The sequence below is a fragment of the Terriglobus sp. TAA 43 genome (assembly GCF_000800015.1).
In the GTDB taxonomy this organism is placed as follows: Bacteria; Acidobacteriota; Terriglobia; order Terriglobales; family Acidobacteriaceae; genus Terriglobus.
Map to the genome: position 1 here is coordinate 2205641 of NZ_JUGR01000001.1, position 13218 is coordinate 2218858.

Consider the following 13218-nt stretch of genomic DNA (forward strand, 5'->3'; position numbering starts at 1 on the left):
GGATCTCTCCATGGAAGAACCCGGTGGAACCGACCATCTCTGTCGTAACCGTTACGTTCAATGCGAAAGACTCTCTCCTGCAAACGCTTCGCAGTGTTCGTGAGCAGACATATGGCAACGTTGAGTACATCGTGATTGACGGCGGTTCAACCGATGGAACACTTGAGGTTCTTAAAGAACACTCGCAAGACATCGATTACTGGGTCAGTGAGCGAGACAATGGCATCTACGATGCCTTTAATAAGGGCAGCAAGACACTCACCGGTGAATGGACCATATTTCTGGGTGCTGGCGATGTTCTCCACAGCGAGAATGTCTTAAAGGAAATCGCGAAGGCAGCGACCGCCGTTCCTCCGGAAGCCGAAATCCTCTATGGCCAGGTCGCAATTGTCAGCCTCGATGGAAGGCTCGTAGAGATTGAAAACGCAGCATGGTCTGAAACGAAAGGCCGATGGAGCGGTGGGCGTCCCCTGATCCCGCATCACCAGGGAGTCTTCCACCGTCGGGCGCTTCTTGCAGGAGACACTCCATTCGATACGTCGTATCGTATCTGCGCGGACAGCAAGCTCGTGATTCGCAGTGTGCTAAGACACGAGCCTCGCTTTGCGAACGTTGTTGTCACCTCATCGCCACTCGGCGGTATCAGCACACAGCCGAAGTATGCATGGCTGCGAGCGAAAGAGGTGTTACGAGTCAATCGCGAGGTCGAATATCGCAATGTCTGGAATGAGGGGTTCTTCTACCTGAAAACCATGACGAAGATTCTGTTGCAAAAGTTTGGTGGCGAACAAGTCTTAAAACGGGCCACCGACCTCTATCGGAGATCCACCGGACGTACCGCTCGGTGGAATTGACCATCGGACCGTACGACGAGGCACCCGCACGGTGGTCAGTGTCGGATGGCTCGTGACACACGGTCGGCCCGATTCCCCATTCACGCCCCGCTAAATCCTGCATCGATTCCGCCCCGCCAGCAACCGTTCGGCGTGCCAAGAGGTAGTGATAGGCTGGGGAGAACGCTTTTGTGAATGTCCAAAGACGTTCGGCATCATCCGTAGAAATGGGGCAGCAGCACGTGGAACCTTCTGGCCGTCGCGATCGAATTTCCCTCTTCATCCGTCAGCGAAGGTCGTTACTTCGACCACTTATGCTCACCGCTCTTGTCGTTGCGACAGGACAGTACATTTGTGCCCAGGATTGCAATAGCTCCCTTTTTGCTGCTCCTGGGTTGTGTCAAACACAAGCTACCCAGGATTCCCAGCAGCCCTCTGCAAACAATCAGGGATCGACTCAATCGGACAGTCAGCAATCTACCCCTCTTACATCCCGCCAGAATGACACCACGCAGGTGTATGTGGACTCGGCAGGAATGAGTGAAAGGCGTAGTACGATCCCCAACGAGCGAAACCAATTGCGCTTCCCCCCGGATCCTGTCACGGACCTGCAGAAGTTAGCTCGCTCTTCGACTGGACAGACGCTACCTGTATTTGGAAGGGATCTGTTTCAGCAACCACCTTCAACATTTGCGCCGGCCGACCAGATTCCTGTGACTCCCGATTACGTGATTGGCCCTGGGGACGAGGTACTGCTTCGAATCACCGGCGTGGACCAGGTCAACAACAATAGCCAGCTCACAGTGGATACGTCAGGCAGGATTTATCTGCCCCGTGTGGGCGCAATCCAGGTCTCGGGCCTCAGGGCTAGCGAATTACAGGCTCGTATTTCCAGAGAGATTGATCATTATTTTCGTAATTATCAACTCTCCGTAAGCCTCGGGCGGCTCCGCTCCATTCAGATCTATGTAGTGGGTGAGGCTCGCCGACCAGGCGCTTACACGATCAGCGGCCTGTCGACCGTTTTAAATGCGCTTTTCGCATCCGGTGGGCCAAATGTAGGCGGCTCCATGCGTAATATTCAAGTCCGTCGCGGCGGACAGACAGTTACAACGCTTGACCTCTACGACCTCATCCTCCGTGGGGATAAGAGCCGCGATATCAGGTTAGAAAGTGGAGACACGCTGTTTATCCCTGCAGTGGGTCCACAAGTGGCACTGGCAGGCAGCGTGCGCCATCCAGCCGTATATGAACTAAAGGAAGACAACGCGGGACAGGTCGCCAGTTCATTGAGCGATCTGCTGACCGTAGCTGGTGGACTCGGCCCAACCGCCAATCCCAACCAGCTGCGTCTAGAGCGCATTGATTCGAATCTGCAGCGGCACGCCGTCACGATCGCGTTGGACACAGCAGGCAAGGCGATGCTGCTCCATGACGGAGACATTCTCTACGCCAACCACATTGAATCCGGATTCGAGAGGACCGTAACTATTCGTGGCAACTTGGCAAACCCAGGGCGTTTTGCCTGGAAGCCAGGAATGAGGCTGAGCGACATTTTGCCGGACCGTGAGGCTCTGCTCACGGGTGACTACTGGCGCGAACGGAATCGTTTAGGAGTACCAACTCCTCTGTTTGAGCCCGACGAGTTCAATACACCCCCTGCCACGCAGGGCTCGATCACTGATTCAATCAAAATGCGAAACGGTGTGATCGAACCGCCCCCCGGACAAACAACTCAGCGAAACGCTCTCACCACCGTATTGCCTCCGAATGCCACAGGCGAAGACCAGACTCAGGGAACGTTGGCAGCAAGCGGTGTTATTTCGCAGTCTGCCGCACAGATGGATCGAAATGCCGCACTGGAAGCTGGCTCGAGGCAGGCCAACCTCAATCCCTCTTCTGCTGTGCAGAACAGCTCCCCTCTTGGACAGCAGGGTACCGGCTCCGCTGGACAGCAACTGAATCTACCAACAGGTACGAACAGTCAGCAGTTGCAACAGCAACAACGAGCCCCGCAACCCGTCGTTGCAACACTCTCGAAAAACATTATCCGTCTTCCGGCGCCCGAAATTGATTGGTCTTATGCCGTAATCGAACGCCTGAATCCTACAACTCTGAAAGCGGAGTTAGTACCATTCAACCTTGGCAAGCTGGTACAGGACCATGACCCCACCCAGAATCTGGAGCTGCAGCAAGGAGATATTGTTACGATTCTGAATCAGCGAGACATCCTGGTTCCCCAAGCGGAACAAACCAAGTTTGTACGCTTGGAAGGAGAGTTTCCTGGCGCAGGTGTCTACAGCGTAAAACCGGGCGAAACGCTCGACGAACTAGTCACACGCGCCGGTGGTTTCACAACAAACGCCTATCTCTACGGATCCAGCTTTCAGCGTGAAAGCACGCGTGCGTTTCAACAGCAGCGGCTGGATGACTACATCGCCCAACTTTCTGCCGATATGAGTCGCCAAACCGCAGTACGCGGGGCTTCCACATCCACCGGTGTATCAGATCCCAATGCTCTGACTCTGGAGCGCAATCTGGTTTCGCAATTGCGTGAGCTGCGTGCAACAGGACGTATTGTTCTCGAGTTTTCCCCTGATAGCTCGAGCAATGTTGTGGTACCACATATTCCGTTGGAGAATGGCGACGTATTCCACGTCCCTTCTCGTCCTAATACAGTGAGCGTAATTGGCGCCGTCTACGGACAGAATGTCCTGCTCTATAAACAGAATCGACACGTGTCCGACTATCTCGCGCTGGCAGGAGGTCCCAATCGAATTGCCGATAAGGACCACGCGTTCATTGTTCGAGCGGATGGCTCCGTCTACAGCCGGCTACGAGCGAAAGGGGTCATCACGAATCATTTTGAAGAAAGCCAGATCTACCCTGGAGATAGTATCGTGATCCCGGAAAAGCCGATTGCGCCAAGCCTGACCAAGCGCCTGCTTGATTACTCTCAGATATTGAGTGCCTTCGGCCTTGCCGTCGCTGCAATCAATGTCATTCAGTAACGTTCTTGTAGTGGGGTATCTCTGCTGTCAAACCTGTCTCAATCAGGTTGACAGCGTGGTGCGTCTTCGTTCGTTTCCCCCCGCGCACGGCATAAGTCTTTGTGACCCGTGTAGGTAATCACACGGGCTTTCTCCTCACCAGGCTTGGTTAACATTTGGAAGGCTGCAGACAAAACACTGGGCGCTACAGCATTGACGGCGAACTTGAGAATCCACGGATGAGTGATCGTACATTGAGTTTGTCGACGCGTTTTGCAGGTTGTCTGATTCTCCTCTCATGTTCCGCGGCCGTCGCGCAACTCCCAAACGCTCCATCTTCGTCGGCAATTTCATCCGTCCCTCGGTTTTCCTTCCTCTCCATGGAGCCCCCAGCAGGGCCAGGAACGAATTCTGTCGATCCAGTAGCAACGCAATCAGGTACTGGAAACGACGCCAGCTATCAATCTCTGGACAATGACCATACCGGTTCAACCCTAGTTTCCATGGATAGCTGGGTCTATCCAGCACTGGAACGGCTTGCCGCCATGGGACTTATCCCCTCACAGCAAGTTGCCATCCGCCCATGGACTCGCCAGGAGTGCAGGAGGCAGGTACGTGAGGCAGAGGAATCGCTGCACGGATTTGTCACTATGGACCATCCGGTCTCCGCAAGCGTGCAATCCGAGGCGGAAGCGATGTTGCCAGAATTGGAGCACTACCTGCGCGAGCCGGAATCGCAATCCAAGGTGGTACTGGAATCTGTCTACGCGCGCTATGGTTCCATTATGGGACCTGCGCTCACAGACGGTTTTCACACCGGGCAGACCTGGTGGAATGATTACGGTCGTCCCCTAGGCCGCGGGGGAAGTCTGATCGCTGGCTATGCCTTGCGCGCTACCTCCGGCCGCTACTTCTTCCATGTCCGGCAAGAGATGCAGACCACGCCTGGCGCACCTGCGGTCTCGCAATCATTGGCCGATTATTACGATCACATCGACAATTACAATTTTGGCTCCAGGCCTTCCGACTTTAATCTTGCATCTCCGGCAATCGGAGCCTATGTACGACAACGTCCGATCGACCTCTATGCGGGCATGACCTTTAGCGGATACAACCTGTCCTTTGGTAAACAGGAAATCTATTGGGGTCCAAACATCATGGGACCGCTGTCGTTTTCGAGCAATGCAGAACCGACATACAATCTGCGCCTCATGTCCAGTCGCCCGCATGACCTTCCGTTCATTCCCTCTCTGGGAACCTACAGTATCGATCTTGTCTTCGGGAAACTTTCTGGACACCACTATCCCGCGCGACCGTATTTCAACGGACAGAAAATTAACTTCAATTTTGGTCGCAATCTCGAAATGAGTTTTACTCGATGGTCCATCCTTTGGGGGGTAAATCACCCCATGACCCTCGGTTCACTCAAAGACAATTTCTTCAGCGCGAACTCCACAGGTGCAACAGGATACGGTGCACGGAACGACCCGGGAGACCGCAAAAGCGCATTTGATTTCCGTTTGCACGTCCCAGGGCTTGCGAATTTTGTAACCATCTACGCCGATTCCTACGCGGATGATGATCTCAGTCCTTTGGCTGCACCTCGCAGAAATCCGTGGGCACCCGGCATCTATATCGCTCGACTGCCACGAATTCCCAATATGGATTTTCGCTTCGAGATGACATCAACCCAAGAACTCTCGCAGGATGAGGGAAATCACCGCATCTACATCAACAACCAATACCGCGATGGAAACACCAACAAGGGCTTTCTACTTGGGAATGTTACCGGTAGAGATGCGCGGAGCTTCGAAGGACGTCTCGGCTATTGGGTTTCTGCGAAGACTCACATCGAAGGCGGATACCGTCAGGAAAAGATCAGTCCCTTGCATCTGACCAACGGCGGCACCGTCTCGGATGGCTTCTTCCTGGGAAGGTATGCAATTGGAAGAGATTGGAATGTTGAATTGTTTTCGCAGGTCGAACGATTCCTCATTCCGGCATTCATGACAGGACGACAAACTAACGGAAGCGTCCGAGTGCAGATCACCTGGGATCCTGGAAAGGCAATCGCGAACCTCCGTTCACACTAAGGTACCGTTATTACGCCGTCTACTGTGATATCTCAGAGCAGACGGCGCAATAACCTTAATACCATTTCTAGCCGACACTTGCATGCCGCTTGGACAGCCTCGTCGCGTAGTCTCGGGCAGGTGTTCTTCATTACAATGAAGGTGTAGTCTGGAACCTTTCTGGCAACCCTGAAGCGGGATTACAAACGCCAGTTTTAACCCGATCAAATGCGCCTGAAGTGATCTAGATGGGGCATCCCATCGTCGGCACGAAACTTTATGCCAGACATCGGTCTTGAAGCTGTTGTAAAAGAATTACTTAGCGGAGACGGAAATAGTGGCATCGCATACATCACCGTTCTGGAAGCCACTTGATTCCCTCCCCCAGGAAGAACTGAAAGACGACCTCTCTCCGTCACAAACAGTCGAACAAGCTCCAGCACTTGCCACAACAGAAAACACAACCACCGAACGAACCCTGTCCCCTCTCGCGGACGTGGCAGTAATCATCCCGACATACAACGCGGGCCCAGAGTTCACATCACTCAGAGACTCGCTCCTTGCGTCCGGCTTGCAGGTCCATCAGATTCTGGTTCTCGACTCTGAATCCAAAGACCAAACCTACGAAATTGCGACAGCCGCCGGATTTCGCGTGCAAAGCATTCCATCGCGGGAGTTTCGTCACGGAAAAAGCAGGCAGCTTGCAACCAGCTTTGTTCCAAATGCAAAAATTTTAGTGTTCATGACGCAAGATGCGATGCTGGCGGACACGCAAGCCATTCGCAATCTCATCCATACCTTTGATGATCCAACGGTCGGTGCAGCGTTCGGGAGACAACTTCCACGAGAAGGCGCGGGCGCGATCGAGCGTCACGGGCGCCTGTTCAACTACCCGGACAGCCCCTATGTGAGGGCGTACGAAGACCGCAAACGGGTTGGTTTTCGAGCTGCTTTTTTCTCAAACAGCTTCTCCGCCTATCGACGCACCGCCTTCGATGCCCTCGGCGGCTTTGATCCTAATGTCATCATTGGTGAAGACGCCACCATGGCTGCACGAATGCTCGCGGGTGGCTGGAAAACGGCCTATTGCAGTGACGCAAAGGTAATTCATTCCCACGACTTCAACTTCTCGCAGGTACTGTCGCGCTACTTTGACACTGGCGTATATCACGCGCGCATGCCGTGGCTCATGGAAACATTTGGTGGAGCAGGAGGCGAAGGTCGCAAGTTTGTCGTTTCGGAATTGAAGTACCTCAGAAAGCACGAACCATTCGCAATACCCCGCGCGGTACTGCTCACTTTCGCCAAGTATCTGGGTTACAAGCTCGGCCGCATGGAAGCACACCTACCTCTGTCCCTTAAGCTCAGACTGACTGGACAGCGCTCGTATTGGGATGCGTCATAACGCAACGTGCGTGAAGGGGCCGTCTTACTCTTCAGACCGGACGTAGTCTCCGCCCTTGCCGCCTTTTTTGCTCAGCAGCACCACTTCGCGGATGCGGATGCCCTTATCCAGCGCCTTTGTCATGTCGTAGACAGTGAGCGCCGCGACGGCGGCGGCGGTCATCGCTTCCATTTCCACGCCTGTTCCCGCGACGGTCGCTGCAGTAGCACGGATGCGCACGCCTCCACCGGTTTTCAATAGCGCTGCTGGATACACAATGGTCGCTTCCACATCCACGAAGGAAAGTGGCAACGGGTGACACATGGGAATCAGATCCGCGGTCTTCTTGGCAGCGGTAATACCTGCAAAACGCGCTACTTCCAGAGGGTTTCCCTTAGGATTCTGGGGCAATGCAGCGAGAACTTCGGCATTCAGTTCCACAAACGCTTCGGCAACCGCCTCGCGGCGCGTTGGTTTTTTGTCGCTCACGTCGACCATGTGCGCTTCGCCAGCTTCGTTGTAGTGCGATAGCTTGCTCACAGATCTTCTCCGCGACTCAGCATCAATCCCAGTATCAGCACGCCTGCATCCACCGCAAGCCATTTCAATAGCTGCTTCTGTTCAATATGGATCAGGAAGTAATGGCTTTCCACGATGAGCCCCGCCACGGCCAGCGCAGGCACGATCACGGCTGCACCAATCAAAAGTTTGCCCAGGCGCGCGGTCTTGTTCATGTGTATGAGCCTACCGCAGCAGCACCGTCACAGTGGCCCCGGAAGTAAGAGAATCCGCATCCGATGGCACGACGATGTAGCCGTCGGCACGAGCATTGCCGACTAAGTCCCCCGAGCCATGTGATTCGACAGGCTCAGCACTTACGACATCCAGCGACGAATAAAGCCTTGCGGGGACAAACCGTGTCAGGCCAGGACGCACCTTCATCGCAGATGCAAGTGCCGCCTGTACAAATCGTGGCTTTGGAGAGGACTCACCGCCCAGTGCTCTCAACATCGGCATAGCGAACAGCAGCGCCGTTACCAGCGTGGACACGGGGTTACCGGGCAGACCAAAAATCCACTGCTCCGCGTGTATGTCGGTCGCAGGCAAACGCCCAAACACGACCGGCTTGCCCGGCTGCATGAAAACACCAGTGAAATAGAACTCTGCTCCCAGCGCCAGCAGCACATCTTCGACCAGGTCATACTTCCCTGCTGAGACACCACCACTGAGCAACAACAGATCGCCGTGTCGTGCTGCGGTCAAACGCTCCAGAAGAGATTCGCGACTATCCAACGCAGGTGATAGCACACGCGGCACACCGCCATTCTGTCGAGTGAGCGCTGCCAGCGTATGGGAGTTGCTATTGCGTATCTGATGCGGCGCAGGAGTTTGATCTACCGACACTAATTCATCGCCCGTTGCTAATATCGCCGCCACAGGCTGCACATACACATTGAGTTCCGCAGCCCCAACAGAAGCCGCAAGGGCAATCTCTGCCGCAGTCAAACGGACTCCGGCACGCAGCAGGACATCGCTTGTACGTGCTTCCTGCCCACGCGGAACTACGTTGTCACCAGCACTCGGCAAGTGATTGTCGGCGATGCTCACTCCTTGTGGCACAACCTCCACGTGCTCCAGCATCACCACGGCATCGGCGCCCTCCGGAACCGGAGCACCGGTCATCACCTCAATGGCTTCTCCTTGGGCTAGAGGCGCGCCGGTCCATACTTCACCCGCGCGGACGGAACCAACAAGTCTCCTCACACCATGATCTACAGCTCGCACAGCATAACCATCACGAGTGGAACGGGGAAACGGCGGCTGATCACGGTCGGCATGAATGGGTTGTGCAAGAACGCGCCCCAGTGCCTGTTCCAATGGCAAACGATCCACCTTTGTACGCGGCGAGAACGCGGCGATATAAGCAGCGACGAGATCTAGTGCTTCCTGGCAGGTGATCAGCGCCATGCGAGTGTCCTCAGGATGCCAGCAATTCGCGTGCAGCGGCTCGGCCATCGCGAATCAGATCTGGCAGCCCAACACCACGATATCCGTTACCAAGCAGATGCAGAGATCCCAACTCATTTACGCGCTGCTGTAACTCTGCCATGCGTTCGCCATGTCCCACGCCATACTGTGGCAGCGAAGACGGTAAACGACGCGCAAATGCAATGGCAGGCTGCGGTAAGGGGCCCAGCACCTTCTCCATCTCACGAGTCGCGGCTGCAATGATCGCCTCATCGCTTTCCTGTTGCAAAGCTTCTGCCTCTCTGCCACCAAAGAAAGCACGCAGACTCTTGCCGCCTTCCGGCACGCGATGGGTGTATTTCTGATCAGAAAACGTTGCAGCCAACAGCGTGCAATCCTCACCTTCTGGCGACAGAAATCCGAATCCCTTAGGAGTGGCAGGCGCATTCTCCGGAAGATAACCAAAACCAACGATGACGGCGGAACTCGTCGGCTGCACAATCAATTCCGCCATGCGCTCATCTGTCGCTGCAAGGAGTCGCGATGCGTGATGCACAGGCAACGCCAACATCAGGTGATCAAACGCCTCACCGTCAATCAACCAGCCGGCAGTAGTGCGCTCGACCTTCTTTACTCCTGCATTCAGGCGGATAAAAGCATCAGGCAAAGTCTCTGCCATGCGTTCCACCAAAGTTCCCGTGCCCGTCTTGAGCGAAGTAAAGACAGGCGAAGCAGGTCGATCCCCACGTTGTGCCCTCTTCGAAGCAAGCCCGCGAATCAACGATCCATACTCGCGCTCCATCTGCACAAACGCTGGCATCACGGCACGGACGCTGAGTTGATGCACGTCGCCACCAAAGACACCACCAAGCAATGGAGCTCCGATGACTCGCAGAACCTCTTCACCGAAGTGACGCTGTATAAAGCTCGCCACAGACTCATCCTGTGCCGGTGCTGCAGCCTTTAACTCATCTGCACGGCGCTCTTCAGCAATGTATGCACTGCGCGCGCCCTCACTGAACAATGGCGATTGCAGAATGGTGTCCACGTTTTCTGGAACCATCATGCGCATGTTATCCGGCATGGGAAGCAGGTTGCCTTGCTGCAACACCCACGTGATGCGCTCGTGATCGTTGGAAGTGATGAGCTCGTCTTCCAAGCCGAGCTCAATTGCAAGCTCGCGCGCCCACGGCTTCTCTGTGACCCAGCCATCCGGGCCGCGTTCAATCACAAAGCCATCCTGTCGCAGCGTGTCTACGATGCCACCCAAGCGATCACTTTGCTCAAAGAGAGTGAAGCTATGGCCATTGCGCTGAAGTTCATAAGCAGCCGATAGGCCCGCCAAGCCCCCGCCAACAATGGCAATGCGCTTCATGCCTTACACCGATGCCTGTTCTTCCACTGGCGCAAGTGTCTGCACAACTTCCGCAGGCTGCGCCGTTGTGTTGAGAGGATGCTGTGGCAGACTGCGTGTGCCGCGTCGTGCCAGATCAGCCAGGGCGCCGATCAGTGTCGGTGAATCGTTCAGGCTCTCAGGACGCGATAGGGTGATGCCCAGTTCCGCTGCGGTCTTCTGGAACGCAATGTCAATGTCGTACAGAATCTCAACGTGATCGCACAGAAAACCAATGGGATCCAGGATCACGTGTTGATAGCCGCCATCGCGCAGTGCCTTCAGCGTGTCTTCAACACTTGGTCCAATCCACGGACCACCGCTCATGCCCTGTGACTGGAAGCAGAAATACCAGTCACTTTCGCTGATCTGCTCGCTGAGTTCGTTCGCAATGAGTGCCGCTGTTGCTTTGCACTCAATCGCATAAGTGTCCGCTTCCGTGGTCAACAACATGCCATGATGTTCGCTTGGCTTTGACTGGATCGTGCGGCAAGGAACGGAATGCGCTGTAAATAGCACAGCCGTTTTCTTGTCCTGCGGTGCGACTTCGAGCGCTTTGCGCAAACGTTCTGTAAAGGCACGAATCAGCAGCGAGTGTTCGCTCCATCCAGCAACGAAGTCGATTTCAAATGCGCCATCGGCTGCCGTTTCCATAGCGCGACGATACAGCCCCACACTGGTGCGCGAGTTCTGTGGCGCGAGACAGATGGCGCGCACTTTCTTCACGCCGTCCTGCTTCATCTGCGCCACGGTGTCCGCGATAAACGGCTTCCAGTTGCGCATGCCGATGTAAACCGGCATGTCCGTACGCTCACGCAATAGCTCAGCTTCACGCAGCGTCCACCGCGTCAGATGTGGGCCTTCTGCGGTTGGCTCATCCTTCAAGCCAATTTCGGCATAACGCTCCTGCAACTCATGCACTACATGCGGGGGAACACCACGGCCACCAGTGACCAGCTTCAGATACTCGTCCATCTCACCCAGCACATCTGGTGTGCCGTGTGCGAGAAGAACGATGGCATCAAAGTACTCTGGTTCCGGTTGCGTCACAGCAGGAGCAGCCATAGCCGCGGCAATCTGATCTGCATTGCTGATCTCGTACTGCGCAAGGATGCGCGCTTCCTTCGCCGCCACGGCGGGCGCGGTCATCTGCTCCTGCAGCTTGAGCTTCTCGCTCGCAAGACCAATGAGAAAAAAAGGAAGATCGCGCAGGCTCATCGCGCACTCAACTCCTTCACCCACTTGCTGACAGCAATCACATTGTCAACGGGGGTTCCGGGGACAATACCGTGTCCTAGGTTGAAGATATGACCTGGACGATTTGCGGCCTTGTCCAGAACATCTTTTACTCGCTGCTTCAGCAGATCCTGCGGAGCGAACAGCGCGATAGGATCAAGGTTTCCCTGCACACCGCATGTGTCTCCGGCAAGCTTCCAGCCTTCATCCAGCGGTACGCGCCAGTCGAGGCCCAGAACGTCGCAGCCAGTTTCGCTCATGGTGCCGAGCAATGATGCGGTATCCACACCGAAGTAAATCACCGGCACACCAAGCGCCTTGACGCGCTGCACCAGATCACGCGTGTGCGGCAACACGAAGTCGCGATAGTCATTGACGGCAAGCGCGCCAGCCCAGCTATCGAAGATCTGGATGACGTCTGCGCCTGCCTGCACCTGCTGTGCGGCGTATTCCGCAAGCACGGTATTCAGCTTCTCCATCAACAGCGACCACGACGATGGATCGCCATACATGAGGCGCTTCATCTCCACGTAGTTGCGCGAAGAACCGCCTTCAATCATGTAGCTGGCCAGCGTAAACGGCGCGCCGATGAAGCCAATGATGCCAAGACGGTCGCCGTCGGCACGCGGTGCTGCAAAGTGGCTGCGCACCTTTTCAATGGCCTTTGCGACGTAGATGAGCTCTTCCGCCCGGTCAGTACGCAGAGCCTCGATCTGTTCGCGTGTCCGGATGGGCTGATGCACCACCGGGCCTTCGCCATTCACGAACTCAAAATCAAGCCCCATGGGCGTGAACGGCAGCAGCAAATCCGCGAAGATGATGGCTGCGTCCACATCCAGCCGTTCTGCTGCGGTGATAGTCACCTCGGCAGCAACATCGGGCGTGCGGCAAATATCCAGCAGCGAATGCTGCCGGCGCACTGCCATGTATTCCGGCATGTAGCGGCCTGCCTGCCTCAAAAACCACACAGGTGTGCGATCCACGGGCTGACGCAGACACGCACGCACAAAACGACTGTCAACGACGTTACGCTTTGATGATTCGATAACTATAGAAACGTCCGTCATTTACGCCGTCGGAGCGACGTATTCCTTGGGAAGCTCGCCGCCAGAGCCGTAGAAGAACTCGTTCATCTGCTCCACCAGGAACTCCTGCGCCTGAGGGGTCCAGGGCTGCAGACGATACTCGTTCAGCAGCATCTTCTGGCGCTCAATCCACTCGCCCCACGCCTTCTTGCTGACGGTGTTGTAAATCTTGTTGCCGAAGTCGGAGTCGAAGGGAGGCTCGTCCAGCCCCTCCAGCTCCTGCTTGTACTTTGAGCAGAAAACCATGTGTGCCATGT

11 protein-coding genes are annotated in these 13218 nt (G+C 55.4%); 4 read left to right on the forward strand and 7 right to left on the reverse strand.

The features are described 5' to 3' along the window. Positions 1-23: 23 nt before the first annotated feature. The 4 genes from M504_RS21265 to M504_RS09415 all read left to right on the forward strand — a co-directional run bounded on the left by M504_RS21265 (position 24) and on the right by M504_RS09415 (position 7300). Complete coding sequence (locus tag M504_RS21265; protein ID WP_052200575.1) at positions 24-854, forward strand: glycosyltransferase family 2 protein; 831 nt, start codon at positions 24-26, stop codon at positions 852-854. Positions 855-1369: 515 nt separating this feature from the next. Beyond that, positions 1370-3844, forward strand: coding sequence for an SLBB domain-containing protein (locus M504_RS09405; RefSeq protein ID WP_232296224.1), 2475 nt, complete (start codon positions 1370-1372; stop codon positions 3842-3844). A 359-nt stretch (positions 3845-4203) separates the two neighbouring features. Then, positions 4204-5916 (forward strand): capsule assembly Wzi family protein, encoded by a 1713-nt coding sequence (locus M504_RS09410; protein ID WP_232296225.1) that lies wholly within the window; start codon positions 4204-4206, stop codon positions 5914-5916. 475 nt (positions 5917-6391) lie between these two features. After that, positions 6392-7300 (forward strand): glycosyltransferase family 2 protein, encoded by a 909-nt coding sequence (locus M504_RS09415; protein ID WP_047494268.1) that lies wholly within the window; start codon positions 6392-6394, stop codon positions 7298-7300. A gap of 24 nt (positions 7301-7324) precedes the next feature. Here M504_RS09415 and moaC read toward each other — a convergent pair whose 3' ends face one another. From moaC to M504_RS09450, 7 genes are read right to left on the reverse strand one after another with little or no spacing between them, the layout of a single operon-like run. Then, a complete protein-coding gene (gene moaC / locus M504_RS09420) occupies positions 7325-7819 on the reverse strand; it encodes a cyclic pyranopterin monophosphate synthase MoaC (RefSeq protein ID WP_047490513.1) in 495 nt (164 codons plus the stop codon). Then, positions 7816-8013 carry a hypothetical protein gene (locus M504_RS09425; protein ID WP_047490516.1) on the reverse strand — a complete coding sequence of 66 codons (198 nt, stop codon included), beginning with the start codon at positions 8011-8013 and terminating at the stop codon, positions 7816-7818. Before M504_RS09425 ends, moaC begins: the two co-directional genes overlap by 4 nt. 10 nt (positions 8014-8023) lie before the next feature. After that, on the reverse strand, positions 8024-9247 hold the full coding sequence (gene glp / locus M504_RS09430; RefSeq protein WP_047494272.1) for a gephyrin-like molybdotransferase Glp: 1224 nt from the start codon (positions 9245-9247) through the stop codon (positions 8024-8026). Between the two features lie 10 nt (positions 9248-9257). Then, the gene (gene hemG / locus M504_RS09435) at positions 9258-10622 is read right to left on the reverse strand and encodes a protoporphyrinogen oxidase (protein ID WP_047490519.1); all 1365 of its coding nucleotides are present in this window, start codon (positions 10620-10622) and stop codon (positions 9258-9260) included. Positions 10623-10625: 3 nt separating this feature from the next. Beyond that, positions 10626-11858 carry a ferrochelatase gene (gene hemH, locus M504_RS09440; protein WP_047490521.1) on the reverse strand — a complete coding sequence of 411 codons (1233 nt, stop codon included), beginning with the start codon at positions 11856-11858 and terminating at the stop codon, positions 10626-10628. Then, positions 11855-12943 (reverse strand): uroporphyrinogen decarboxylase, encoded by a 1089-nt coding sequence (gene hemE / locus M504_RS09445; protein ID WP_047490525.1) that lies wholly within the window; start codon positions 12941-12943, stop codon positions 11855-11857. The genes hemH and hemE overlap by 4 nt, the downstream gene beginning before the upstream one ends. Beyond that, positions 12944-13216: an oxidative damage protection protein gene (locus M504_RS09450; RefSeq protein ID WP_047490527.1), complete on the reverse strand. Its 273-nt coding sequence runs from the start codon at positions 13214-13216 to the stop codon at positions 12944-12946. Between the last annotated feature and the right edge of the window lie 2 nt (positions 13217-13218).

Excerpts from the sequence above, each read along its gene's own strand:
- M504_RS09405 (WP_232296224.1), top strand. The coding sequence starts at position 1,370 with ATGAGTGAAAGGCGTAGTACGATCCCCAACGAGCGAAACCAATTGCGC.
- M504_RS09450 (WP_047490527.1), bottom strand. The coding sequence starts at position 13,216 with ATGGCACACATGGTTTTCTGCTCAAAGTACAAGCAGGAGCTGGAGGGG.
- hemG (WP_047490519.1), bottom strand. The coding sequence starts at position 10,622 with ATGAAGCGCATTGCCATTGTTGGCGGGGGCTTGGCGGGCCTATCGGCT.
- hemE (WP_047490525.1), bottom strand. The coding sequence starts at position 12,943 with ATGACGGACGTTTCTATAGTTATCGAATCATCAAAGCGTAACGTCGTT.
- hemH (WP_047490521.1), bottom strand. The coding sequence starts at position 11,858 with ATGAGCCTGCGCGATCTTCCTTTTTTTCTCATTGGTCTTGCGAGCGAG.
- M504_RS09425 (WP_047490516.1), bottom strand. The coding sequence starts at position 8,013 with ATGAACAAGACCGCGCGCCTGGGCAAACTTTTGATTGGTGCAGCCGTG.
- M504_RS09410 (WP_232296225.1), top strand. The coding sequence starts at position 4,204 with ATGGAGCCCCCAGCAGGGCCAGGAACGAATTCTGTCGATCCAGTAGCA.
- glp (WP_047494272.1), bottom strand. The coding sequence starts at position 9,247 with ATGGCGCTGATCACCTGCCAGGAAGCACTAGATCTCGTCGCTGCTTAT.